The organism is Streptomyces sp. M41 (assembly GCF_043673425.1).
Lineage (GTDB): Bacteria > Actinomycetota > Actinomycetes > Streptomycetales > Streptomycetaceae > Streptomyces.
Genome location: NZ_JBIMKE010000040.1, coordinates 23,481 through 46,842 on the forward strand (window position 1 = coordinate 23,481; position 23,362 = coordinate 46,842).

General features: G+C 72.3%; 23 protein-coding genes and 1 pseudogene. 17 read left to right on the top strand and 7 right to left on the bottom strand.

The annotated features are described in order from the left end of the window. Nucleotides 1-7: 7 nt before the first annotated feature. From ald to ACHBTE_RS32720, 10 genes and pseudogenes are all read left to right on the top strand, one after another. Nucleotides 8-1,132, top strand: coding sequence for an alanine dehydrogenase (gene ald / locus ACHBTE_RS32675; protein WP_394728781.1), 1,125 nt, complete (start codon nt 8-10; stop codon nt 1,130-1,132). A gap of 399 nt (nt 1,133-1,531) precedes the next feature. Further along, on the top strand, nt 1,532-2,668 hold the full coding sequence (locus ACHBTE_RS32680; protein ID WP_394728783.1) for a ParA family protein: 1,137 nt from the start codon (nt 1,532-1,534) through the stop codon (nt 2,666-2,668). Then, on the top strand, nt 2,653-3,246 hold the full coding sequence (locus ACHBTE_RS32685; RefSeq protein WP_394728785.1) for a hypothetical protein: 594 nt from the start codon (nt 2,653-2,655) through the stop codon (nt 3,244-3,246). The genes ACHBTE_RS32680 and ACHBTE_RS32685 overlap by 16 nt, the downstream gene beginning before the upstream one ends. Before the next feature lie 18 nt (nt 3,247-3,264). After that, a complete protein-coding gene (locus tag ACHBTE_RS32690; RefSeq protein WP_394728787.1) occupies nt 3,265-4,440 on the top strand; it encodes a segregation and condensation protein A in 1,176 nt (391 codons plus the stop codon). Then, nucleotides 4,437-5,120, top strand: coding sequence for an SMC-Scp complex subunit ScpB (gene scpB / locus ACHBTE_RS32695; protein WP_394728789.1), 684 nt, complete (start codon nt 4,437-4,439; stop codon nt 5,118-5,120). The genes ACHBTE_RS32690 and scpB overlap by 4 nt, the downstream gene beginning before the upstream one ends. Then, complete coding sequence (locus ACHBTE_RS32700) at nt 5,120-6,199, top strand: pseudouridine synthase (protein WP_394728791.1); 1,080 nt, start codon at nt 5,120-5,122, stop codon at nt 6,197-6,199. The genes scpB and ACHBTE_RS32700 overlap by 1 nt, the downstream gene beginning before the upstream one ends. A gap of 109 nt (nt 6,200-6,308) precedes the next feature. After that, nucleotides 6,309-6,872, top strand: coding sequence for a TIGR03086 family metal-binding protein (locus tag ACHBTE_RS32705; protein WP_394728793.1), 564 nt, complete (start codon nt 6,309-6,311; stop codon nt 6,870-6,872). A gap of 124 nt (nt 6,873-6,996) precedes the next feature. Then, nucleotides 6,997-7,713 carry an NUDIX domain-containing protein gene (locus ACHBTE_RS32710; protein WP_394728857.1) on the top strand — a complete coding sequence of 239 codons (717 nt, stop codon included), beginning with the start codon at nt 6,997-6,999 and terminating at the stop codon, nt 7,711-7,713. Continuing rightward, nucleotides 7,710-8,738, top strand: a complete 1,029-nt coding sequence (locus ACHBTE_RS32715) for an ADP-ribosylglycohydrolase family protein (RefSeq protein WP_394728795.1) — start codon at nt 7,710-7,712, stop codon at nt 8,736-8,738. The genes ACHBTE_RS32710 and ACHBTE_RS32715 overlap by 4 nt, the downstream gene beginning before the upstream one ends. Nucleotides 8,739-8,741: 3 nt before the next feature. After that, nucleotides 8,742-9,489: pseudogene (locus ACHBTE_RS32720) on the top strand (DNA polymerase beta superfamily protein). On the opposite strand, the gene ACHBTE_RS32725 reads toward ACHBTE_RS32720, so the two are convergent. Continuing rightward, nucleotides 9,415-10,158, bottom strand: coding sequence for a DNA polymerase beta superfamily protein (locus ACHBTE_RS32725; RefSeq protein ID WP_394728797.1), 744 nt, complete (start codon nt 10,156-10,158; stop codon nt 9,415-9,417). The pseudogene ACHBTE_RS32720 and the gene ACHBTE_RS32725 sit on opposite strands and share 75 nt — an antisense overlap. Nucleotides 10,159-10,180: 22 nt before the next feature. Next, nucleotides 10,181-10,597: a Rieske (2Fe-2S) protein gene (locus ACHBTE_RS32730; RefSeq protein ID WP_394728799.1), complete on the bottom strand. Its 417-nt coding sequence runs from the start codon at nt 10,595-10,597 to the stop codon at nt 10,181-10,183. A 293-nt stretch (nt 10,598-10,890) separates the two neighbouring features. Here ACHBTE_RS32730 and aroH point away from each other — a divergent pair, with 293 nt between their 5' ends. The 5 genes from aroH to der all read left to right on the top strand — a co-directional run bounded on the left by aroH (nt 10,891) and on the right by der (nt 15,376). Beyond that, the gene (aroH, locus tag ACHBTE_RS32735; RefSeq protein WP_394728801.1) at nt 10,891-11,253 is read left to right on the top strand and encodes a chorismate mutase; all 363 of its coding nucleotides are present in this window, start codon (nt 10,891-10,893) and stop codon (nt 11,251-11,253) included. Then, a complete protein-coding gene (locus ACHBTE_RS32740; protein ID WP_394728803.1) occupies nt 11,250-12,335 on the top strand; it encodes a prephenate dehydrogenase in 1,086 nt (361 codons plus the stop codon). The genes aroH and ACHBTE_RS32740 overlap by 4 nt, the downstream gene beginning before the upstream one ends. A gap of 150 nt (nt 12,336-12,485) precedes the next feature. Beyond that, on the top strand, nt 12,486-13,172 hold the full coding sequence (gene cmk / locus ACHBTE_RS32745; protein WP_394728805.1) for a (d)CMP kinase: 687 nt from the start codon (nt 12,486-12,488) through the stop codon (nt 13,170-13,172). Between the two features lie 56 nt (nt 13,173-13,228). After that, nucleotides 13,229-13,816 carry a lysophospholipid acyltransferase family protein gene (locus ACHBTE_RS32750; RefSeq protein ID WP_394728859.1) on the top strand — a complete coding sequence of 196 codons (588 nt, stop codon included), beginning with the start codon at nt 13,229-13,231 and terminating at the stop codon, nt 13,814-13,816. A gap of 81 nt (nt 13,817-13,897) precedes the next feature. Continuing rightward, nucleotides 13,898-15,376, top strand: coding sequence for a ribosome biogenesis GTPase Der (der, locus tag ACHBTE_RS32755; protein ID WP_394728807.1), 1,479 nt, complete (start codon nt 13,898-13,900; stop codon nt 15,374-15,376). A gap of 61 nt (nt 15,377-15,437) precedes the next feature. Here the strand turns inward: der and ACHBTE_RS32760 are convergent, their stop codons facing one another. After that, nucleotides 15,438-15,785, bottom strand: coding sequence for a hypothetical protein (locus ACHBTE_RS32760; RefSeq protein ID WP_394728809.1), 348 nt, complete (start codon nt 15,783-15,785; stop codon nt 15,438-15,440). An 88-nt stretch (nt 15,786-15,873) separates the two neighbouring features. Then, a complete protein-coding gene (locus ACHBTE_RS32765; protein WP_394728811.1) occupies nt 15,874-16,656 on the bottom strand; it encodes a hypothetical protein in 783 nt (260 codons plus the stop codon). Nucleotides 16,657-17,193: 537 nt separating this feature from the next. Between ACHBTE_RS32765 and ACHBTE_RS32770 the strand changes: the two genes are divergently transcribed. Both ACHBTE_RS32770 and ACHBTE_RS32775 read left to right on the top strand, forming a co-directional pair. Beyond that, a complete protein-coding gene (locus ACHBTE_RS32770; RefSeq protein ID WP_394728813.1) occupies nt 17,194-17,862 on the top strand; it encodes a transglycosylase family protein in 669 nt (222 codons plus the stop codon). 114 nt (nt 17,863-17,976) lie between these two features. Next, nucleotides 17,977-18,525, top strand: coding sequence for a transglycosylase family protein (locus ACHBTE_RS32775; RefSeq protein WP_394728815.1), 549 nt, complete (start codon nt 17,977-17,979; stop codon nt 18,523-18,525). Here the strand turns inward: ACHBTE_RS32775 and ACHBTE_RS32780 are convergent. Genes ACHBTE_RS32780 through ACHBTE_RS32790 form a run of 3 tightly spaced genes read right to left on the bottom strand, consistent with a single transcriptional unit; the run spans nt 18,425 to nt 23,264 of the window. Further along, nucleotides 18,425-19,135, bottom strand: coding sequence for an ABC transporter ATP-binding protein (locus tag ACHBTE_RS32780; protein WP_394728817.1), 711 nt, complete (start codon nt 19,133-19,135; stop codon nt 18,425-18,427). The genes ACHBTE_RS32775 and ACHBTE_RS32780 overlap by 101 nt on opposite strands. Then, the gene (locus tag ACHBTE_RS32785) at nt 19,132-22,788 is read right to left on the bottom strand and encodes an ATP-binding cassette domain-containing protein (RefSeq protein ID WP_394728819.1); all 3,657 of its coding nucleotides are present in this window, start codon (nt 22,786-22,788) and stop codon (nt 19,132-19,134) included. The genes ACHBTE_RS32780 and ACHBTE_RS32785 overlap by 4 nt, the downstream gene beginning before the upstream one ends. After that, entirely contained in the window at nt 22,788-23,264 is a 477-nt protein-coding gene (locus ACHBTE_RS32790; protein ID WP_394728821.1) for a hypothetical protein, read from the bottom strand. The genes ACHBTE_RS32785 and ACHBTE_RS32790 overlap by 1 nt, the downstream gene beginning before the upstream one ends. Between the last annotated feature and the right edge of the window lie 98 nt (nt 23,265-23,362).

Below are 23,362 nucleotides of genomic sequence, written 5' to 3' on the forward strand. Positions count from 1 at the left end.
AAGGACCGTGATCGACGTGAAGGTCGGCATCCCCCGCGAGGTCAAGAACAACGAGTTCCGGGTGGCCATCACCCCCGCCGGCGTGCTCGAGCTGGTACGCCACGGCCACCAGGTCGTCATCGAGCAGGGCGCCGGTATCGGCTCGTCCATCCCGGATGCCGAGTACGTGGCCGCCGGAGCGCAGATCCTGCCGACCGCCGACGAGGTCTGGGCCACCGCCGACCTGCTGCTGAAGGTCAAGGAGCCCATCGCCGAGGAGTACCACCGCCTCCGCAAGGACCAGACGCTCTTCACCTACCTGCACCTGGCCGCCTCCAAGGAGTGCACGGACGCCCTCATCGAGTCCGGCACCACGGCCATCGCCTACGAGACGGTCGAGCTGCCCTCCCGCGCCCTGCCGCTGCTCGCCCCCATGTCCGAGGTCGCGGGCCGGCTGGCCCCGCAGGTCGGCGCCTACCACCTGATGCGCGCCAACGGCGGGCGCGGTGTGCTGCCCGGCGGAGTCCCCGGCGTGCTCGCCGGCAAGGCCGTCGTCATCGGCGGCGGTGTCTCCGGCTGGAACGCCGCGCAGATCGCCATCGGCATGGGCTTCCACGTGACCCTGCTCGACAAGGACATCAACAAGCTCAAGGAGGCCGACAAGATCTTCGGTACGAAGATCCAGACCGTCGTCTCCAACACCCTCGAGCTGGAGAAGGCCTGCCTGGAGGCCGACCTCGTCATCGGCGCCGTGCTCATCCCGGGCGCCAAGGCCCCCAAGCTGGTCACCAACGAGCTGGTCTCCCGGATGAAGCCCGGAAGTGTCCTTGTCGACATCGCGATCGACCAGGGCGGTTGCTTCGAGGACTCCCGTCCCACGACGCACGCCGAGCCGACCTTCCCGGTCCACAACTCGGTCTTCTACTGCGTCGCCAACATGCCCGGCGCGGTGCCCAACACCTCGACCTACGCGCTCACCAACGCCACGCTGCCCTACATCGTCGAGCTCGCCAACAAGGGCTGGGCCGAGGCGCTGCGCCGTGACCCCGCGCTGGCCCGGGGCCTGAACACGCATGACGGCAAGGTGGTTTACCGCGAGGTGGCGGAGGCGCACGGCCTGGAGCACGTGGAGCTCACCTCGCTGCTCGGCTGAGCCGTTCCGCTAAGTCACTTTCTGGTAAAGGCGATACGTCAACACGAGTCGTCAACCGTACGCACCCGGCCGGACCTTGCCCGAAAAGGTCCGGCCGGATGTGTGTATGGTCACTTTGCGACTCTCGGTCAACTCGCCTCGAACGCAACCCTTCGACCGATTCGCACACCGGTGAAACCTGCTGTGCGACGGCCGTACGCCCTTGACAGCGGGATGTTTCATTGTCGACACATCTGCCCGGTGTGGCGGATTGTGTTGCTGCGGACCGCCGACACGCCATAGAGTCGCCAACCGTCGGCATGGTGCCACGCTGACCTGTCTAGAAATTTCCTGGTCACCAAGGAGGTAAGACGACTTGTGAATGAGTCGACATTTTCTCCCGGGGGTGGTCAACCAGGAATGCCTGTACGGGGCCAGGGTCCCGCGGGATTCGAGGCTGTCGGCTCCGTCGCTGTCCGAACCTTCGCAGCCCAGCAGAGCCAGACCAGCCCCCACACGGCTCTGTCAGCAAACCAGAGCATGGATGGCCATCACGTGAACGCCATGGCCGGCGACGGAAGTGGCGCGCCCCACAACCACTTCGCCGACTACGACGAACTGCCCGAAGGGCACTTCTACGACCCCGACGCGGAGTACGAGCCCGACCCGGAGTACGCGGCCACGCTCGCGCCCGACGCCGCCCGGCAGCGCCGCGAGCGCGTCGGCCCGACCGGACGCCCGCTGCCGTACTTCCCGATCCCGGGTCCGCTGACCGACCACGGTCCCGCGAAGATCATCGCGATGTGCAACCAGAAGGGCGGCGTCGGCAAGACCACGTCGACCATCAACCTGGGTGCCGCGCTCGCGGAGTACGGACGCCGGGTGCTGCTCGTCGACTTCGACCCTCAGGGCGCGCTCTCGGTCGGCCTCGGCGTCAACCCGATGGAGCTCGACCTCACCGTCTACAACCTGCTCATGGAGCGGGGCATGTCGGCCGACGAGGTGCTCCTGAAGACGGCGGTCCCCAACATGGACCTGCTGCCCAGCAACATCGATCTGTCCGCCGCCGAGGTCCAGTTGGTGAGCGAGGTCGCGCGCGAGTCGACGCTCCAGCGGGCCCTGAAGCCGCTGCTGCCCGACTACGACTTCATCGTGATCGACTGTCAGCCCTCGCTCGGCCTGCTCACCGTCAACGCGCTGACGGCCGCGCACAAGGTGATCGTGCCGCTCGAGTGCGAGTTCTTCGCGCTGCGCGGTGTGGCGCTGCTGACCGAGACCATCGAGAAGGTCCAGGAGCGGCTGAACCCGGAGCTGGAGCTCGACGGGATCCTCGCCACGATGTACGACTCGCGCACCGTGCACAGCCGTGAGGTGCTCGCGCGTGTCGTCGAGGCGTTCGACGACCACGTCTACCACACGGTCATCGGGCGCACGGTCCGCTTCCCGGAGACCACGGTCGCCGGTGAGCCGATCACCACGTACGCCTCCAACTCCGTCGGTGCCGCCGCCTATCGTCAGCTCGCCAGGGAGGTGCTCGCCCGGTGTCACGCCGAGTGAGTCTGCCGGGGGCCGACGAACTGTTCCGCACGACAGGGGGTACGGCGCTCCAGCCGTCCACTCCCCGGCGCCCGGCCAACGGCGAGGCCCGGGTGCCGGCTCCCGCGGGGGAGAGCGACGCCGCTGCCGCCGCCGAGGACGCGCCGCAGTCGGTGCCCGCGCAGGGCGGCGACGGTGACGGCGCGGAACATGTGGCGGCCGACGCGGAGTCCGTCGACGCCGGGGAGTCGCGCAGCCGGGCCGAGCGCTCCGCTCGCCGCCAGGGCGCGCAGGAAGGTTCTGGCGGCCCGTCCGCGGGTGCCGCCGGCGGGCCCGGCTCCGCCGCTCAGCCGCGCAAGCGGGGGCGTTCGGCCTCGCGCCGTCCCAGTGGCCGCGAACGGCACGACGAGAAGATCACCGTGTATGTGTCGGCCGAGGAGCTCATGGATCTGGAACACGCGCGCCTGGTGCTCCGGGGCGAGCACGGACTGGCCGTCGACCGCGGGCGGATCGTCCGCGAGGCGGTGGCCGTGGTGCTCGCCGATCTGGAGACCCGAGGAGACGCCAGCATCCTCGTACGACGGCTTCGCGGGCGGTAGCGGTAGCCTGCGGGGGCTATGACCTCGAACAACGTTCCCGTCCCTGGCGCCGGTACCTCCGGCGGCCGGCGGCGTGCGCTGGGGCGGGGGCCGGGCGCGACGCCGATGGCTCCGCCGGTGGAGCCGGAACTCGAGGTCGCCGTAGCGGAACCCGAGGCCCTCCAAGCGGTACCGAAACGTGTCGTGCCGGAACCGCGCACGGTCGAGCCGGAGCCGGAGCCGGAACCCGAGGTCGCGGAACCGGAGCACGAGGTCGCGGAACCGGAATCCGTCGTACCGGAGCCAGGGCCCCTGGTACCGGAACCCGTCGTACCGGAGCCGGAACCCGTCGTACCGGAGCCGGAACCCGTCGTACCGGACCCGGCGGCTCAGGTCGATGAGCCCGGCGGTGTCTTCAAGGTCCGCCTCTCCAACTTTGAGGGGCCCTTCGATCTGCTCCTCCAGCTGATCTCCAAGCACAAGCTGGACGTCACCGAGGTCGCGCTGTCCAAGGTGACCGACGAGTTCATGGCGCACATCCGGGCGCTGGGGCCGGACTGGGACCTGGACGAGACCACCGAGTTCCTGGTCGTCGCCGCCACCCTGCTCGATCTCAAGGCGGCCCGCCTGCTGCCCGCGGCCGAAGTCGAGGACGAGGGTGACCTGGCCCTCCTCGAAGCCCGGGACCTGTTGTTCGCGCGGCTGCTCCAGTACCGGGCGTACAAGCAGATCGCCGACATCTTCAGCCGGCGGCTGGACGACGAGGCCCGGCGCTATCCACGGACCGTCGGACTGGAGCCGCACCACGCCGAGCTGCTGCCCGAGGTCGTCATCAGCATCGGGGCGGAAGGATTCGCCAGACTCGCGGTCAAGGCGATGCAGCCCAAGCCCAAGCCGCAGGTGTACGTCGACCACATCCACGCCCCGCTGGTGAGCGTGCAGGAGCAGGCGGGCATCGTCGTCGCACGGCTGAAGGAACTCGGCGAGGCGAGCTTCGGCGCCCTCGTCGAGGACACCGACGACACCCTCACCGTCGTGGCGCGCTTCCTCGCGCTGCTGGAGCTGTACCGGGAGAAGGCCGTGGCCCTCGACCAGGAGACGGCGCTCGGGGAGCTCCTGGTCCGCTGGACCGGCGGGGACGGGGACGAGACGCCCAGGGTGACCGACGAGTTCGACCGGCCCCCGGAGCTGCCGAAGGAGGAGAAGAAGGCGTGAGCGAGCAGACCACCGAGCTTCCGGCAGGGCTGCGTACCGTGGCCGACCTCGACCTCAAGCCCGCCCTCGAGGCGATGCTCATGGTCGTGGACGAGCCGGCGACCGAGGAGCGCCTGGCGAAGCTCCTGGAACGTCCGCGCCGGCAGATCGCCGACGCCCTGCGGGAGCTTGCCGACGAGTACGCCGTGCAGGGACGGGGCTTCGAGCTGCGGTTCGTCGCGGGCGGCTGGCGTTTCTACACCCGCCCCGAGTACGCGGCGGCCGTGGAGCGCCTGGTCCTGGACGGCCAGACGGCCCGTCTCACGCAGGCCGCCCTGGAGACCCTCGCGGTGGTCGCCTACCGCCAGCCGGTCAGCCGCAGCCGCGTCTCCGCCGTACGCGGAGTCAACTGCGACGGTGTCATGCGGACCCTCCTTCAGCGCGGACTGGTCGAGGAGGAGGGCACGGAACCCGAAACAGGTGCGATCCTGTACAGGACGACGAACTACTTCCTGGAGCGGATGGGCCTGCGGGGTCTGGACGAGCTCCCGGAGCTCGCGCCCTTCCTCCCGGAGGCGGAGGCGATCGAGGCCGAGACCCAGGAGGGGGTGCCGTCGTTCGACCCGGACGCTCCCGATGACGGTCCGGGCGCCCCGGCCCCCCGGGGCACCGACGACGTAGACGACCAGACGGAACTTTGATGCGAAGCAGCGGCAGCGGCAGCGGCAAGAGCGGCGGGCGCGGTAACCACCGCGGTGCCGGCAACAACAGGGACCAGAAGCAGGGCGGCCAGGGCGGCCGTCCGCGCAAGCCCCGTCCCGAGGAGCGCCGCTACGACGTGGGCCCCGGGGCGACGAAGGACGGCCCGAAGTCGGGGCGGGGCGCCTCCGCGCGCGGCGGTGCCAAGGGCGGGCCCAAGCAGTCCCAGCAGGGCGGTCGCGGCCGTACGGCGCCGGCGCGCTCGCGTGAGTACGAGGCGCGGGCCGAGGAGCGCAACCGCGAGCGGTACGCGGGCAAGGAGGACGTCAAGCTCCCCAAGACCTTCCCCGGCGCCGAGCAGGAGGGCGAGCGGCTCCAGAAGGTGCTCGCGCGCGCGGGCTACGGGTCCCGGCGTGCCTGTGAGGAGCTGATCGACGAGGCGCGTGTCGAGGTCAACGGCGAGATCGTCACCGAGCAGGGCCTGCGCGTCGACCCCGAGAAGGACGAGATCAAGGTGGACGGCCTGACCGTCGCCACGCAGTCGTACCAGTTCTTCTCGCTGAACAAGCCCGCCGGTGTCGTCTCCACGATGGAGGACCCCGAGGGCCGTCAGTGCCTCGGCGACTACGTCACCAACCGCGAGACGCGACTGTTCCACGTCGGCCGGCTCGACACCGAGACCGAGGGTGTCATCCTGCTCACCAACCACGGCGAGCTGGCCCACCGCCTCACCCACCCCAAGTACGGCGTCAAGAAGACCTATCTGGCGGCCATCGTGGGCCCGATCCCGCGCGACCTGGGCAAGCAGCTCAAGGACGGCATCCAGCTGGAGGACGGGTACGCGCGCGCCGACCACTTCCGGGTCGTCGAGCAGACCGGTAAGAACTATCTGGTCGAGGTCACCCTGCACGAGGGTCGCAAGCACATCGTGCGCCGCATGCTGGCGGAGGCGGGCTTCCCCGTCGAGAAGCTGGTGCGTACGTCCTTCGGGCCGATCACCCTCGGCGACCAGAAGTCCGGCTGGCTGCGACGGCTGTCGAACACCGAGGTCGGGATGCTGATGCAGGAAGTCGATCTGTAGTCCCGCCCGTGTACGCACGCGCGTGCAGGCCGGTCCCGGATCCGATCCGGGGCCGGCCGATGTGTTTTCGCCGCCGCGTCGGTCTGTATCGACGACGGAGGGAGCGGGGATGGACACGACCACGGGCATGGACTGCGGGGAGCTGCTGGAACGGTCGCTCGGCTATGCGCTGGGCAGCGTCGCCGGCGTGGAGGCCGCGGGGCTGGGGCGCGGGACGCCATGCGCCCAGTGGGATCTGGGGGAGTTGCTGGGGCATCTCGACGACTCGCTGGACGCCCTGTACGAGGGCCTGACCGGCGGGCGGATCGGGCTGTTCCCCCGCGCCGACCGGGCCTGCGGCTTCCGCACGCGCGCGTGCGCGGTTCTCGGCGCCTGGGCGTCCGGGCCGCGGCAGTCGGCGCTGGTGGGGGATCGGGCGCTGGATGTGCGGACGATGGCCGCCGTGGGTGCCGTGGAGATCGCCGTGCACGGATGGGACGTCGCCCAGGCCGGAGGCCGGCCGCGGCCACTGCCCGACGCGCTCGCGGCCGATCTGCTGCCCGTCGCGCGGTACGCGGTCGGCGAGGCGGACCGGGGCGTGCGGTTCGGTGAACCGGTCGCCGTACCGAAGTGGGCCGGTCCCGATGTGCGGCTGCTCGCCTACCTGGGCAGGCGCGCCTGCCTCCCCGAGTGACAGAAGGTTGCGGCAGGGGGTTGCGGCCGTGCATCCGCCCTATTTATGGTCGAGTTGACTATTAAGAGGGTGGGTTCGCATGGGCCACGACACGAGGGGCCACGACACGACGGCCTACGACGCGATGGACTACGACAAGTACGCGTACGAGCCCTTCGCCGTCACCGCCGACCTCGCCGTCCTCACCATCCGTGAGGGCGTCCTGCACGTCCTGCTCGTCGAGCGCGGACAGGAGCCCTACCGCGGTCACTGGGCGCTGCCCGGTGGCTTCGTGCAGTCGGACGAGTCGGCGGAGACGGCGGCCCGGCGTGAACTGGCCGAGGAGACCGGCCTGTCGGACGTCTCCGGGCTGCATCTGGAGCAGCTGCGGACCTACAGCGAGCCCGACCGCGACCCCCGCATGAGGGTCGTGACCGTCGCCTTCACGGCCCTGCTGCCCCACCCGCCCGAACCGCGCGGCGGCAGCGACGCCGCACAGGCCCGCTGGGTGCCCTACGCCGGGGCCGGGCCGCTCGCCTTCGACCACGACCGGATCCTCGCCGACGCCCACGACCGCGTCGGCGCCAAGCTGGAGTACTCGAGCCTCGCGACCGCCTTCTGTCCGCCCGAGTTCACGCTCGGCGAGCTCCAGCGCGTCTACGAGGTGGTGTGGGGCACGGCCCTCGACCGGCCCAACTTCCGCCGCAAGGTGCTCGCCACACCGGACTTCGTCGAACCCGTCCCCGGCGCCGCCCGCCTCACCGGAGGCCGCGGCAAACCGGCGGCGCTGTACCGCGCGGGCACCGCCACCGCCCTCCACCCACCCTTGCTCCGGCCGACTCCGGAAGGACCCCTCGCATGACCCCGCCCACGACCACCGTCCGCAAGCGCGCCGCCACCGGCTCCCTGATCGGGCTCGCCCTCGGGGACGCCCTGGGGTTCCCGACCGAGTTCGCCGACGTGCCCTCGATCCTCGCCAAGTGCGGGCCGTGGCGCGAGATGGAGCTGCCGGCACCGGCGATCGTCACCGACGACACCCAGATGACGCTGGCGCTCGGGCGAGGGCTGCGGACGGCGATGGACCGCGGGACGCTCGTGCCCAAGCGGCTGGAGCGGCCGGTGCGGGAGGAGTTCGTCGACTGGTACCGGTCACCGGAGAACAACCGTGCGCCAGGCCGCACCTGCCTGGTCGCCTGCAATCTGCTGAAGGACGAGAGCAGGCCCTGGCAGGACGCCAGTCAGATCGGCTCCAAGGGCTGCGGCGCCAACATGCGCGTCGCGCCGATCGGGCTCGTCCCCGGCCTCAGCGACGAACAGCGCGCGGGCGCCGCCCAGTTGCAGTCCGCCCTCACCCACGGTCATCCGACGGCCCTCGCCGCGTCCGACCTGACCGCGCACGCCGTACGCCTTCTCGCGCAGGGCGCCGAGCCGACCGGGCTGGTCGGGCTGCTGCGGTCGTACGCCTACGACAACCGCACCCGCTACCACGAGCGCTGGCTCGGTGACCTGTGGACCCGCAGCCAGGACCCGAGCCCCGGGCACTTCATCGCGCGCGGCTGGGACGAGTGCCTGGGGGTCCTGGACCGTCTCCAGGACGCCGTGCGGTCCGTCTCGCCGGAGACCGACCCCTGTCAGGCCACCGGCGAGGGCTGGATCGCCGAAGAGGCCCTGGCGAGCGGTCTGCTGTGCTTCCTGTGGTTCGTCGACGAGCCGCTGACGGCCCTGCGGCGGGCCGCCTGCACCGCCGGTGACTCGGACTCGATCGCCTGCCTGGCGGGCGCGTTCGCGGGTGCCTGGCTGGGAGCCGACGCCTGGCCCACGACCTGGGCCGACCGGATCGAGTACCGGGGCGATCTGCTGGCCCTCGGCGCACTCTGGGACGCTTGACGGATGATCGACGCCCTCGACATCGACCTCGCGCCCGTCGTCGCCGAGCAGCCCGACCCGGTGCTGTTCGCGACCGTCTCCGGCGCGCATCTGTACGGCTTCCCGTCGCGCGACTCCGACGTGGACCTGCGCGGCGTTCACCTGCTGCCGGCCGCCGACCTCGTCGGGCTGCGCGAGCCCGACGAGACGCGGTCACGGATGTGGGTGCGCGACGGCGTCGAAATGGACTTGGTCACGCACGACCTGCGCAAGTTCGTACGGCTGATGCTGCGCCGCAACGGCTATGTGCTGGAGCAGCTGCTCTCCCCGCTCGTCGTGCACACCACGGACGCCCACCGGGAGCTGGCCGCGCTCGCGCCCGGGGTCCTGACCGGTCATCACGCCCACCACTACCGCGGGTTCGCGGGCACCCAGTGGCGGCTGTTCGAGAAGACCGGGGAGCTCAAACCGCTGCTGTACACCTTCCGGGTGCTGCTCACCGGCATTCACCTGATGCGCAGCCACGAGGTGCAGCCGCATCTGCCGACGCTGATCGGACACGTCGACGCCCCCGCCTATCTGCCGGAGCTGATCGCCGCGAAGGCGGAGCAGGAACACGGGGCCGCCGATGTCGACCACGCGCGTGCGGGCCGACGTCGAGCGGCTGCACGGTGTGCTGGACGAGGCGCAGGCGGCCTCAGCCCTGCCCGACGCCCCGAGCGTCCACGACGCCCTGCACGCCTTCCTCGTACGGAGCCGGCTGGAGGGCTGAGGCACGGCGGACCCGGATCAGGAAGTCCTCGACCCGGCGGCGGTCCGGCCCGGCCGGGAGCGGACTGTGCCGGGCGGCCTCCTCGGCCTCGCCCGCCAACCGGGTCATCCGGGACTCGAACTGAGCCCATGGGACGTCACCGCGCTTGACCTCCAGCAGCGCCTCGCGTTCGACGCCCACGTCGATCGTCAGGCGTCCGGTGCGCAGCAGGTCGCGGGCGCCGGCCAGAAGGCGCAGCAGGTGCATCGCGTGCTTCCAGCGGGGGGCGCCGTGGCGGCGGACGTCGGCCTCGAGCTTCTTGCGCTGGCCGAGCGCATAGCGCGTGAACGTCTCATGGGCCTGGCGGGACAGAAACGCCTCACGCAGGGCGAGCAGCTCACGGCCGGTGTCGTCGACGTACTCCACGATCGGGGAGTGCAGGCACTCCAGGATGTTCGGGTTGGCACGCAGCGCCAGCTCGCAGAAACGCTCCAGTTCCCAGCTGAACTGCTCCGCACGGGGGCCGTCGACATGCGTCGGCGGCTTGTCGAAGCGCCAGAAGAGGGGAGTGGGGGCCAGGAACACGCCCCGGCGGTCGGTGTCGCTGTCGTCCGTCGCCAGACCGAAGGCGCGCGAGCCCATCACACAGGCGTAGATCGTGTGGTCGCGTACCAGGGTCTCGGGATGCATGCCCCGGAGCGTACGCGGCGGATCACGCCAGCCGGATCGAATTTCCCTCCACCACGATGTTCTTCTCGGGCAGCGGCCGGGTCGCCGGCGGGTTCTCCACCGCCCCGTCCGTGATGCTGAACTTGCTGCCGTGGCAGGGGCAGTTGATCGTGCCGTCCGTGACACTGCCCACCGTGCACCGCTGATGCGTGCAGATCGCGGAGAAGGCCTTGAACTGGCCCTGCTCCGGCTGGGTCACCACCACCTCCTCGGCCTTGAAGATCTTCCCGCCGCCCACCGGGATCTCGCTGGTGGTGGTCAGCTCCCGGCCGGGGGTGGCGGTCGTGGGCGAGGCCGTCTCGCCGCTGTCGTCGGAATCGCCGCAGCTCACGATGAACGCCGAGGCGCTCGCCGCGCCCGTCGCGATGAGGATCGTGCGCCGCGTCGGACGGTTGGTCATGTCGTCACTCCGAAGGTGCCGGGCAGTCGCTCCGGACGGAGCAACAGCATCTTCGCATCGAATGCGACCAAGAAGAAGCAAGCTGGGGTGAAGCGCAAGAAAAGGTGCATTTGAGGCGTGCGGGAGCCCGGTGCAGACCGGGTTCCGGCATGCAGGACGGCACCCGGCGCGGCACCCGGCTCTGCACCGGGGCGGCAGCCGTCTCAGCGGGCGGGCGACGTGCGCCGGGCGCCCCCGGGCTGACTAGGCTGGACAGTCGTAGAGCCGATCCGTACTCAGCAAGGAGCAGCGCCGTGGCGGTACGAGCGGTCCGGGGGGCCGTCCAACTGGAGCGTGACGAGGCCGGCCACATGGACGAGCAGGTCGGTGCCCTGCTCACCGCGATCCTGGAGCGCAACGGCCTGAGCGCGGACGACCTGATCAGCATCTGGTTCACGGCCACCCCCGATCTGCACAGCGACTTCCCGGCGGCTGCCGCCCGCAAGCTCGGCATCGTCGACGTCCCGCTGATCTGCGCCCAGGAACTGGACATCGCGGGCGCCATGCCCCGGGTCGTCCGGGTCCTCGCGCACATCGAGTCCGACCGGCCCCGCGCCGACATCGCGCACGTCTACCTCGGTGCCGCCGCCGCCCTGCGCAAGGACATCGCCCAGTGAGAACCGCACTCGTCATCGGCACCGGCCTCATCGGCACGTCCGCCGCCCTCGCCCTGTCCCAGCGGGGCGTCGCCGTCCACCTCGCCGACCACGACGCCGAGCAGGCCCGTACGGCGGCGGCGCTCGGCGCCGGCACCGACGAGGCGCCCGAGGGCCCCGTGGACCTCGCGATCGTCGCCGCCCCGCCCGCACATGTGGCCGGGGTGCTCGCCGACGCCATGCGCCGGGGCGTGGCCCGCGGCTACCTCGACGTGGCCAGCGTCAAGGGCGGTCCCCGCCGCGAGCTGGAGGCGCTCGGGCTCGACCTGTCCTCCTACCTCGGCACGCACCCCATGTCGGGCCGCGAGAAGTCGGGCCCCTTGGCCGCGACCGGTGACCTCTTCGAGGGCCGGCCCTGGGTGCTGACCCCCACCCGGGACACCGACACCGAGGTGCTGAACCTCGCCCTGGAACTGGTCTCGCACTGCCGTGCCGTGCCCGTGGTGATGGACGCCGACGCCCACGACCGCGCGGTCGCCCTCGTCTCCCACATGCCCCATCTGATGTCGAGCATGGTCGCCGCCCGGCTGGAGAACGCCGAGGAGGCCGCCGTCCGCCTGTGTGGCCAGGGCATTCGTGACGTCACCCGGATCGCGGCCTCCGATCCGCGGATGTGGATCGACATCCTCTCCGCGAACCCCGGGCCCGTCGCCGACCTGCTCACCGATGTCGCCGCCGACCTGGAGGAGACCGTGCGAGCGCTGCGGGCCCTGCAGTCGTCCGACGAGGCCAAGCGGCTCGAGGGCACGGCCGGCGTCCAGGACGTGCTGCGGCGGGGGAACGCGGGCCAGGTCCGTGTCCCCGGCAAGCACGGCGCCGCTCCCCGGGTGTACGAGGTCGTGGCCGTGCTCATCGACGACCAGCCCGGGCAGCTGGCCCGGATCTTCGCGGACGCCGGCCGGGCCGGGGTCAACATCGAGGACGTACGCATCGAGCACGCCACCGGGCAGCAGGCGGGTCTGGTGCAGCTGATGGTCGAGCCCAAGGCGGCGCCCGTGCTCAGCGCCTCGCTGCGGGAGCGGGGCTGGGCGATCCGGCAGTAGGGCACCGCGGCCCCCGCGGCCCCCGTGGCGCCGGGGGCCGTCCGGCGGGACCACGCGCGGCCGGACGAGTGACGCGTACCCAGTAACCTTGTGCGGGGCACGTTCGCGCCCCGCACATCCCGCCACACCGCACCAGGAAGGTGTCCCCCCGTGGAAAACGGTGCCGCCAAGCCCGTGATTGTCGCCATCGACGGCCCCTCCGGCACGGGCAAGTCGAGCACGTCGAAGGCCGTCGCCGCGCAGCTCGGGCTGAGCTACCTCGACACCGGCGCCCAGTACCGGGCGATCACCTGGTGGATGGTGAGCAACGGCATCGACCTCGAGGACCCGTCCGCGATCGCCGCCGTGACCGGCAAGCCCGAGATCGTCTCCGGCACCGACCCGGACCACCCGACGATCACCGTCGACGGCACCGACGTCTCCGGCCCGATCCGCACCCAGGAGGTCACCTCCAAGGTCAGCGCGGTCAGCGCCGTGCCGGAGGTGCGCACCCGGATCACCGAGCTCCAGCGCTCCCTGGCGTCCGCGTCGGAGCGGGGCATCGTCGTCGAGGGGCGTGACATCGGCACCACCGTGCTGCCCGACGCCGACCTGAAGATCTTCCTCACCGCCTCGCCGGAGGCCCGCGCCGCCCGCCGCAGCGGTGAGCTGAAGGGCGCCGACGTCCACGCGACGCGGGAGGCGCTGATCAAGCGTGACGCGGCCGACTCCAGCCGCAAGACCTCGCCGCTCGCCAAGGCGGACGACGCGGTCGAGGTGGACACCACCGAGCTCACCCTGTCGCAGGTCATCGAGTGCGTCGTCACGCTCGTCGAGGAGAAGCGGGCCGGGAAGTGAGCGAGCTGCCTTCGGCGCGGGGTGCCGAGGTCGGACGGCGCATCGGCGTCGGCCTGATGTACGGGCTGTGGAGGCCGCGGGTGCTGGGCGCCTGGAAGGTGCCCGCCACCGGTCCGGTGATCTTCGCGGTCAACCACTCCCACAACATCGACGGGCCGATGGTCATGGGCGTGGCACCCCGGCCGACGCACTTCCTGATCAAGAAGGAGGCGTTCGTCGGCCCGCTGGACCCGTTCCTGACGGGTATCGGCCAGCTCAAGGTCGACCGCGACACCACCGACCGTACGGCGATCACCCGGGCGCTCGGCGTCCTCGCGGCCGGCGGTGTGCTCGGCATCTTCCCGGAGGGCACCCGCGGTGAGGGCGACTTCGCCTCGCTGCGCGCGGGGCTCGCGTACTTCGCGGTGCGCGGCGGAGCCCCGGTCGTGCCGGTCGCCGTGCTGGGAAGTTCCGAGCGGCGGGGACGGTTGATAAAGGGGCTGCCTCCGCTGCGCAGCCGGGTCGACGTCGTCTTCGGCGACCCCTTCGAGGCGGGCGACGGCAGCGGACGACGCACCCGCAAGGCGCTGGACGAGGCGACCGAGCGCATCCAGAAGCAGCTCACCGCACACCTGGAAAACGCCAGGCGACTGACCGGTCGCTAGGCGACACTGAGTAGTGGATCAGACCGGCACAAAGGCTCCGGCAGGTCCACCGATCACCACGATGAACGAGGTACGGACTTCATGAACGACCACATCCACTCCGACGGCTCGGGCGAGGAGCACGACCACGGAGAGCTTGGCGATGCCGAGTACGCGGAGTTCATGGAGCTCGCCGCGGAAGAGGGCTTCGATCTCGCCGACGTCGAGGGCGCCATCGAGGCGGCCGGGCACGGGCCGTTGCCCGTCCTCGCCGTCGTGGGGCGCCCGAATGTCGGCAAGTCGACTCTCGTCAACCGCATCATCGGGCGCCGCGAGGCCGTCGTCGAGGACAAGCCGGGCGTCACCCGCGACCGTGTGACCTACGAGGCCGAGTGGGCGGGCCGCCGCTTCAAGGTCGTCGACACCGGCGGCTGGGAGCAGGACGTCTTCGGCATCGACGCCTCCGTGGCCGCGCAGGCCGAGTTCGCCATCGAGGCCGCCGACGCCGTCGTGTTCGTCGTCGACGCCAAGGTGGGCGCCACCGACACCGACGAGGCCGTCGTACGACTGCTGCGCAAGGCCGGCAAGCCCGTGGTGCTGTGCGCCAACAAGGTCGACGGCCCCAGTGGCGAGGCGGACGCCACGTACCTGTGGTCGCTCGGCCTCGGTGAGCCGCACCCGGTCTCCGCCCTGCACGGCCGTGGCACCGGCGACATGCTGGACGCCGTCCTGGAGGCCCTGCCGGACGCGCCGATGCAGTCCTTCGGCGGCGCCGGCATCGGCGGGCCGCGCCGTATCGCCCTGATCGGCCGCCCGAACGTCGGCAAGTCCTCGCTGCTGAACAAGGTGGCCGGCGAGGAGCGCGTCGTCGTCAACGAGCTGGCCGGCACGACCCGCGACCCCGTCGACGAGATGATCGAACTCGGCGGTGTCACCTGGAAGTTCGTCGACACGGCGGGCATCCGCAAGCGCGTCCACCTCCAGCAGGGCGCCGACTACTACGCCTCGCTGCGCACCGCCGCGGCGGTCGAGAAGGCCGAGGTGGCCGTCGTCCTGATCGACGCCGCCGAGAGCATCTCCGTGCAGGACCAGCGCATCGTCACCATGGCGGTGGAGGCGGGCCGTGCGTTGGTGATCGCCTACAACAAGTGGGACACCCTCGACGAGGAGCGCCGCTACTACCTGGAGCGCGAGATCGAGACGGAGTTCGGCCAGGTCGCGTGGGCGCCCCGGGTGAATGTCTCGGCGCGCACCGGGCGGCACATGGAGAAGCTGGTCCCGGCGATCGAGACGGCCCTCGCGGGCTGGGAGACCCGGGTCCCGACCGGCCGGCTCAACGCCTTCCTGGGCGAGCTGGTCGCCGCGCACCCCCACCCCATCCGTGGTGGCAAGCAGCCTCGCATCCTGTTCGGCACCCAGGCCGGCACCAAGCCCCCGAGGTTCGTGCTGTTCGCCTCCGGGTTCATCGAGGCGGGCTACCGCCGCTTCATCGAGCGCCGGCTGCGTGAGGAGTTCGGCTTCGAGGGGACGCCGATCCATCTCTCGGTGCGGGTGCGAGAGAAGCGCGGCAAGAAGAAGTAGGCGGCAGGCGGCGGACATGACGTGAGGGCGGCCCCGGGTCCGGGGCCGCCCTCACCTGTGTTCAGCCTCTGCGTGCCGGTGGCAGCGCGGCCGGGACATGATGCATCCCGTTGCCCTGCTGGACGTGGCCCACGCGCTGCCACTGGGGCTGCTGGCCGCTGCCGTGGCGGGCGCTGTGGGCACCGGCGCTGTAGGCGGTGTACGAGCTGCTGAACGACCCCGGGCGGTGCCCGCCGTACGAGCCCGTACTGCGCTGGATGTTCCCGAACGCGGTGAACCCCAGATCCTCCTCCCCACTGCGGTCACCCGGCAGTGAGCGGAAGGACTTGACGTACTCGGCGTAGAGCGCGTCGTAGATGGGCGTGGCCGAAGGGCCGCCCTGAAGGCGGGGAACGTCGTATGCATGCACGTATGTCCAAACGACCCGGCACCGGAAGGGATGCGGCCGACGCGAGGGATCGCCTGCTCAGCGGGCTGTGGGCAGCGCGCCGGGGTGCTCAGGTCCCCGCGAGGGGCAGTGCCGCCGCGACCAGCTTCCCGTTCGCCGCGGCCTTGTCCAGCGCGTCCCGCAGCAGGTCCTCGCGCGGCTGGCGCCCGATGGAGCCCACCGGCGCCGCGAACATCAGCACCTGCTGGTGCTTGTTCGCCGCGGCCCGCCAGCCCTCGGTCACCTGAAGCGGCTGATGCGCCTGCCACCACGCGACCGGCTGCCCCCCGGCCGGCCCCGGCTGGAGCACCGCGTGCAGCTGCCCCATGGCCAGCAGCACGGACCAGCCGTGCAGCACCGGCGGCACATCGGCCAGCTCCGTCGCCGGCATGAAGCCCTGCTCGATGAGCAGCGGCAGGAAGTCGTCGCCGGCGCCGACCGCACCGGGCCGGACGATGGGCCCGGTCGGCTCGACGACCAGGGCGGGGTGCAACTCCCCGGCGATCAGGACCAGTCCGCTGGTCACGCCGAGCACGGCCTGCTCCGGCACGATCGACTCCGGTTCCAGGTCGACCCGGTCGCCGGTGATGGACTTCACCGCGCCCTGGAGCTGGGCCTCGGTGACCTGGACGACCTGCGAGGGCAGGCAGGTGGCGTGGGCGAAGGCGAGGACGGCGGTCTCGTCCCCGATGAACAGGACGGTGCTGGTGCGCTCCTGTTCGGAATCGCCCGGGGTCCGGCAGGACGTGCAGTCGTAACTGCCGGGGGCGTTGTCTCCGGCGAGCAGCCGGTCGGCTTCCTCGTCGCCGATCTCGGCACGTACCTCGTCGCTGACGTCGAGCATGCGCGGCACGGGTGGCTCCCTCGGGATGTGGTGCGTGGCGGGGCCGGGTGGCTCCCGGCCCGTGAACCGGGCGGCTCCCGGGCTCATGAAGGAGACAACGGAGGATCTGTGGCGGGAGTCACGCACGACACCGAACGGAATCGAACCATCCGACGCGCACCGTCACGAGACGTCCGGAACCGGCCACTCACCGTCAACTTCCGGAAAGCGCAAGCGAGTTGGTGGCGTGAAGTGGGTCACAGGTCGTCACGGTGACTGGTCGACAAATCCGGAAATCAGCGAATGAAGTGGGTGGCTGAAAATCGCCGATACCGACGGTAACTGCGAACTGGCCTGGCGTGACAAGGAGTTGGTTGATGACAGCCGGTGCCCCTCCCTAGATTCCTCGGCCGTGTGCAACGAGCACCGCTCGGGTACGTCCGCCGTACCACCGACAGGCAAGCAGTACGGCCTCGGGCGGACGGGGCGAGCGCGACGCCCGCGCTCCATGGCGCGGGCCGTGGCGTTCCGCCCAGGGGGACCCCGGGTCCTTGGAGAGGGAACTACATGTCCGAATGTGCCGATACCACGCACGACAACGTTCGTAAGGCGCCGAAGGCTCCGCAAGGGAGCCTGACTCGTACGACGGCGGCCCTCGCCGGGGCGGCACTGCTGGCCCCGCTCGGGCTGCTGGCCGCGACCGGCAACGCCGCAGCGGCGGACAGCGGAGTGTGGGACCGCATCGCACAGTGCGAGAGCGGCGGCAACTGGCACATCAACACCGGCAACGGCTACTACGGCGGGCTCCAGTTCGCCGGCTCCACCTGGCGCGCGTACGGCGGTACGGCCTACGCGCCGACCGCCGACCGAGCCACCAGGGCCCAGCAGATCGCCGTGGCCACCAAGGTCCAGCGCGCCCAGGGATGGGGTGCGTGGCCCACCTGTTCGGCCCGGGCCGGAGCGAACGGGAGCGCACCCGCGGCACCGGCCGGCTCGGCCCCGTCCTCCTCGACGCCCGAGGCGACCCCGTCGGCCCCGGCTCGCACGCCGGAGCGTTCGACGGGCCGTACGACGCGCAGTTCGTCCCGTGGTGACTACACCGTCCGTACGGGCGACACGTTGAGCGGTATCGCCGACCGGCACGGAATCACCTGGCGGCAGCTCTACGCGGCCAACAAGTCCGTCATCGGCGGCGATCCCCATCTGATCGTGCCGGGGCAGCGACTCGAACTCTGAGCGCCGCTCCACGCCCCGGCAGGGGCCCCGTCCGGTCCGCCGACCGGGTGGGGCCCCGGCGTTCGTCGGACGTGCCGCGACGGTCGGCCGCAACAAGCTGCCTAGCGTGCTCATATGAAATGCACACCGCTCACGATGACCCTCGTTGCCGCTCTGCTGACCGCCGTCGCGCCGGGCGCGGCGCACGCGGCACAGACGACGACGCCCGCAACGCGCCCGATCCATATGGCGCCACCACGACCGGCCCCCGGACCCCCGCCCAAACACACGAGCCATGCCTGCGCCAAGGATCAGTGGCCGTGGGGCTGTGTCGCCAAGTGCGAGAGCGGCGGCAATTGGCACATCAACACCGGCAACGGCCACTACGGCGGGCTTCAGTTCTCCCAGCAGACCTGGGAGGGCTTCGGCGGGGGCAAGTACGCCCCGCGCGCGGATCTCGCCAGCCGCAAGGAGCAGATCGCCATCGCCCGCAAGGTCGTGGCGGTCCAGGGCTGGGGCGCCTGGCCGCACTGCTCCAAACGGTACGGGCTCTACGGCCGTACGGATCCGGGGAAGCCCAGCGTCACGGACCGCCTGGCCTCCAGTACTTCGAGGCTGCTGCGGAAGGGGTCGACCCGGTTCGGCGCGCTGCACGGCGCTCCCATTCGCCGGTCTCCCCGCTGAACACGACGGCGCCACGGCGCAGTTCGTAGACGAGCGCCGCCCGTGCGCGCAGCACGGGCGGCAGCCGTTGCTCGGCCACGACCACGCAGGCGTCCAGTTCGCTCAGCAGTTCGTACGTGCGGGCGGCGACCGGGGGCGACATGCCCTGCGCCGGTTCGTCCACGAGCACCACGCGCGCGCGTGCCAGCAGCGCGCGGGACAGCGCCAGCATGCGCTGCTCGCCGCCGGAGAGGGTGCCGGCCCGGCGTGCGAGTAGGGGTTCGAGCGCGGGGTAGGCCGCGAGGGCGATGTCGTACGGGGCAGCCGCGAGTTCGAGGTTCTCGCGCACGGTGAGGGAGCCGAACACGGCCTGCCGCTCGGGGACCAGGCACAGTCCGCGGCGGGCCCGTTCGTGCGCGGGCACCCAGGTCACGTCGGCGCCGTCCCACACCACGGCGCCGCCGGACAGGGCCACCGTGCCGGCCAGGGCGCGCAGGGCGGTCGTACGGCCGGAGCCGTTGCGGCCCAGCAGGACGGTGAGGCCGGGGCCGGGGGCGGCGAGGGTGACGCCGTGGAGGGCCTCCAGGGGGCCGTAGCGCACGCGCGCGTGGCGCAGGGAGATCGTGGTCATGCGGGGGCCTCCTGGGGGCCCGCGGCGTCGAGCACGTGGTCGGGCGGGCCGGAGGCGACGATGCGGCCCGCCGTCATGACGTGCACGGTGTCCGCGAGGTCGGCGACCAGGTCGAGGTCGTGCTCCACCACCAGCAGGGCCATGCCGTCGGCGGCGAGGGCCTTCAGGACGCGGGTGAGCGCGGTGACCTCCGCCGTGTCGAGGCCCGCGGCGGGCTCGTCGAGCAGCAGCACGCGCGGGCTGCCGGCGAGGGCTCTGGCCAGTTCCACGCGTCGCAGGGTGCCGGTGGGCAGGCCGGCGGCGGGGAGGGCTCGTACGGGGCCGTCGAGGGCGAGGAGCCTGAGGGTGCGTTCGACGGCCGACGGGTCCGGGACGCGGCCCTGCTCGGCGCCCACGCGGACGTTCTCGGCGACGGTCAGGGAGGGGAAGACGGACAGCTGCTGGAAGGTGCGGGCGATGCCGAGGCGGGTGCGGGTGTGGGCGGGCAGGCGGGTGATGTCCCTGGCGCCGAGGAGGACTTGGCCGCGGGTGGGGCGACGGGTGCCGGCCAGGCAGTGGAACAGGGTGGACTTGCCCGCGCCGTTGGGGCCCACGACGGCGGTGATGTGACCCGGGCGGACGGCGAGGGTGACGTCGGACAGGGCCGCGAAGCCGTCATAGCGGACGTGCAGGTGCTGTGCGGACAGCACCGGCGGGCGGGGGTGCGCCCGGCGGTCGGAGGGTGCGGCGGGGCGGGGCGGGGCCGGAGACGAGTCGCCGTGGGCACTGCCCGGGCTGCTTCCCGCCGCACCGGGCCGCCTGCCCTGGTGCCGACCGCCGCCCTGATCTCCGTCCCGGTCGCCGTGTCGGCCGTCGTTCCGGTCGTCGTGTGGGCCGCCGTCCCGATGCCCGCTCCGGTCGTCGTGTGGGTCGTCGTCCGGGTCGGGGCGCTGGTCGTCGTGCTGGTCGTCGTGCGGGCGGCCGTTCTGATCCTCGCTCCGGTCGACGTGCGGGCCGCCGTCCCGATGCCCACTCCGGTCGTCGCGCAGGTCGCCGTCCGGGTCGGGGCGCTGGTCGCCGTCCGGGTCGTCGTGCGGGCGGCCGTTCCGATCCCCGCTCCGGTCGTCGCGTGGGCCACCGTCCGGGTCGCCGGGCTCGTGGTGCCGGTCGCCGTCCTGATCTCCGTCCCGGTCGCCGAGGTGGTCGTCGTCCGGCTCGTGGCGCTGGTCGTCCTGCCGGTCGCCGTCCCGGTCGTCGTGTCGGCCGTCGTTCCGGTCGCCGTGTGGGCGGCCGTCCCGATGCCCGCTCCGGTCGTCGCGCAGGGCGCCGTCCGGGTCGGGGCGCTGGTCGTCGTGCTGGTTGTCGTGCGGGCGGCCGTCCCGATGCCCGCTCCGGTCGTCGCGCAGGGCGCCGTCCGGGTCGGGGCGCTGGTCGTCGTGCTGGTTGTCGTGCGGGCGGCCGTCCCGATGCCCGCTCCGGTCGTCGCGCAGGCCGTCGTCCGGCTCGTGGCGCTGGTCGTCGTGCGGGCGGCCGTTCTGATCCTCGCTCCGGTCGTCGCGCGGGCCGCTGGCCGGGTCGGGGCGCCGGCCGACATGCCGCTTGCCGTCCCGGTCGTCGTGTGGGCCGCCGTCCCGATTTCCGCTCCGGGAGTCGTGCGGGGCGCCGTGCCGGTGGTCGTGGTGATCCTCGCCCTGGTCGTCGTGCCCGTCGCGGTGCAGCGGTGTTCGTACGGGCCCGCGCCGCTCGGTCCGGTGGTTCGGGGGTCCCGCTGCCGTCACCCCCGCCAAGGCGGGGCGGGGCGTGGGCGCGGGCTCCCGTTCTGCCGGGCGGAGTCGTCGCCGCACCCGCGTTCCCGACTCCGTGAGCCTCGCCTCCCGTCGCCACCAAAGCCTTCCCGTCGCCGTTCGCCACGCCTCGTACGGGCCCTCGGGGAAGCGGCCCACCAGAACCGCCAGCAGTCCGATCAGGGCCGCCGCCACCCCGCCCCGGGTGCCCGCGTCGAGGCCCACCAGGAGGGCGGCGGCGGCCAGCGCGCCGAGGGTGCTGTCGGCGCCCAGGACCACCACGGCGGCGAACCACAGAAGGCCGCGGACGGGGTCGTAGGCGGCCGGATCGAAGGCACGCAGGCCCATGCCGAGCATGCCGCCGCCCAAGGCAGCCAGGGCGGCGCCCGAGACGAAGGCCAGGAGCTTGAGGGACGGCACCCGCACGCCCGCCGCCGACGCCCCCGACTCGTGGTCCCGCATCGCCGCCAGGGCCCGGCCCGTGCGGCCACGGCGCAGCAGCCAGGTCGTCAGCAGGGCCACCGTCAGGAGTGCCAGCTCCAGGACGTAGTACGCGCGGTCGCCGTCGAAGCCCGCCGGGCGGCCCAGGGACAGGCCCGCGATCGCGTACGGCTGGGCGAAGACGAAGCGGCTCACGCCGACGCCCACCGCGAACGTCGCCAGCGCCAGGGCCAGGCCGCGGCGGCTGATCGCCGGCCAGCCCGTGAGCAGGCCCAGGGGAGCGACCAGGACGACCGCCAGCGCCAGCGCCACGAGCTCCGGCACGCGCGGCAGGCCGGGGAAGCGGCCCGCCGCCAGCAGGGCCGTGAACAGGGCGCCCAGGCCCGCGTACGCCGCCTGCCCCAGGGAGATCTGGCCCCCGCGGCCCGTGACGACGACCAGGGACAGCAGCACCACCGCCAGCGCCGGCACCTGCACCGACGTATGCAGGTCCGAACCGGCGAAGCCCAGGGGGATCAGGAAGAGCACGCCCGCCACGATCCACGCCCCCGAAGGCGTCGGCACGCGCGCGGCGGCCGGGCGGGGCAGGGCGTCGCGGGTGCCGACGCGCGGGAGCGCCAGGGCGGCGATCAGCAGGGCCACGACGAAGAGGTTGGTGCCGGCGGCCTGGAGGAGCGGGGCGCCCCAGCCCGACGGGTGCAGACGCGTCAGCTGGCTCTGGGCCACCCCGATGGCCAGCGCCACCACCACCGCGACCGGCAGGCTGCGCATCCGCGCCGCCACCGCGACCGCCACCACCTCCATGACCAGCAGCGGCATGCCGTACGGGTCCAGCCGCACGTACGGCGCCAGCAGCACGCCCGTCAGACCCGCCGTGAACGAGCCGAACGCCCAGCCCGCCGCCGCCACCCGGTCCGCGTCGATGCCCCCGAGCACGGCCAGCCGGCGATCGTCCACCACGGCCCGCAGCTCCCGCCCGAAGCGGGTCCAGCGGATCACCGCCCCGACGCCGGCCGCCAGCAGCACCGCCACCGCCAGCTGACCCCAGGGGTCAGCCGACAGCAGCTGCGGCGCGTCGTCGCGCGCCCCCTGACCCCACAGCAGGGCGGCGCCGCCCACCAGCAGCACGAACACGCCGATGGACGCCACCAGCGTCTGCGCGGGATCACCGCCGAGGACCGACAGCGGCCGGAAGACGAACCGTTCCAGCGCCATCCCGATGCCGGGCGCGAGCACCAGCAGCGTCACCGCCGCGCCCGCCCACAACGGCCAGTTCCACTCCACCACGCACTGCCGCAGCGCGTACGCGCACACCATCGCGATCGCCCCGTGCGCGAAATTCAGCACGCCGGTCGCGCGATACGTCACGATCAGGCCGATCCCGGTGAGCGCGGCGGCGCTGCCGACCGACAGACCGGCCAGCGTGAGCTCGTACGTCAGGGAGGACATCAGTCGTCCGCTTCGGGGGGCTCACAGATCGGGCACGGGCCCAGTTCGCCACTTGTGACCAGCTTCGCGTCCACGGGCACGGCCTCGGCCTTCCCGGCGACCAGCGGGCAGTCCGCGCGGTGCCGCAGCGTGCCCCCGGGCACCATCAGCAGGTCCGGGCTGACCGCGAGCGGCGCCGCGGCCGACGGCCCGGACTCGGCGGCGTCGGCGGGCTCCGCGGCCACCAGAAGGCCGTACAGCTCCTCCACGCGCGCGGCAGCGAGCGCGCCCCGGCCCTGGGCCAGCAGCACCGCCCCGGCGATGATCAGCGCGGCGCCGGGCACCGTGCAGGACGCGAGATACGGCAGCTGCCGCTCGGCGAACCGCTCGCCGGAGACGCCGTACCAACCGAGGACGCACAGCACCGCGCCGGCCGCGAGCGCGGCCCAGCCGGCCCACAGGACGGGGTGCACGGATCGCAGTCGGGCTGTCCGCATCGCTGGCTCCCACACGCCGGTCTCGGGTGCACGCACGTCGGGATTCGGTGCGTGCGCCTGTCCATGTCAGCCAATGGCTTGCACTATGCCTCCTGCAA

What these genes read in the sequence shown, in the direction of transcription:
- ACHBTE_RS32785 (WP_394728819.1), bottom strand. Translation starts at nt 22,788, where the DNA reads ATGTCCTCCCTGACGTACGAGCTCACGCTGGCCGGTCTGTCGGTCGGC.
- der (WP_394728807.1), top strand. Translation starts at nt 13,898, where the DNA reads ATGAACGACCACATCCACTCCGACGGCTCGGGCGAGGAGCACGACCAC.
- ACHBTE_RS32725 (WP_394728797.1), bottom strand. Translation starts at nt 10,158, where the DNA reads ATGCATCCCGAGACCCTGGTACGCGACCACACGATCTACGCCTGTGTG.
- ACHBTE_RS32730 (WP_394728799.1), bottom strand. Translation starts at nt 10,597, where the DNA reads ATGACCAACCGTCCGACGCGGCGCACGATCCTCATCGCGACGGGCGCG.
- ACHBTE_RS32780 (WP_394728817.1), bottom strand. Translation starts at nt 19,135, where the DNA reads ATGACCACGATCTCCCTGCGCCACGCGCGCGTGCGCTACGGCCCCCTG.
- ACHBTE_RS32770 (WP_394728813.1), top strand. Translation starts at nt 17,194, where the DNA reads ATGTCCGAATGTGCCGATACCACGCACGACAACGTTCGTAAGGCGCCG.
- ACHBTE_RS32715 (WP_394728795.1), top strand. Translation starts at nt 7,710, where the DNA reads ATGACCCCGCCCACGACCACCGTCCGCAAGCGCGCCGCCACCGGCTCC.
- ACHBTE_RS32775 (WP_394728815.1), top strand. Translation starts at nt 17,977, where the DNA reads ATGAAATGCACACCGCTCACGATGACCCTCGTTGCCGCTCTGCTGACC.
- ACHBTE_RS32680 (WP_394728783.1), top strand. Translation starts at nt 1,532, where the DNA reads ATGCCTGTACGGGGCCAGGGTCCCGCGGGATTCGAGGCTGTCGGCTCC.
- ACHBTE_RS32700 (WP_394728791.1), top strand. Translation starts at nt 5,120, where the DNA reads ATGCGAAGCAGCGGCAGCGGCAGCGGCAAGAGCGGCGGGCGCGGTAAC.
- ACHBTE_RS32750 (WP_394728859.1), top strand. Translation starts at nt 13,229, where the DNA reads ATGTACGGGCTGTGGAGGCCGCGGGTGCTGGGCGCCTGGAAGGTGCCC.
- ACHBTE_RS32790 (WP_394728821.1), bottom strand. Translation starts at nt 23,264, where the DNA reads ATGCGGACAGCCCGACTGCGATCCGTGCACCCCGTCCTGTGGGCCGGC.
- ACHBTE_RS32710 (WP_394728857.1), top strand. Translation starts at nt 6,997, where the DNA reads ATGGACTACGACAAGTACGCGTACGAGCCCTTCGCCGTCACCGCCGAC.
- ACHBTE_RS32690 (WP_394728787.1), top strand. Translation starts at nt 3,265, where the DNA reads ATGACCTCGAACAACGTTCCCGTCCCTGGCGCCGGTACCTCCGGCGGC.
- ACHBTE_RS32705 (WP_394728793.1), top strand. Translation starts at nt 6,309, where the DNA reads ATGGACACGACCACGGGCATGGACTGCGGGGAGCTGCTGGAACGGTCG.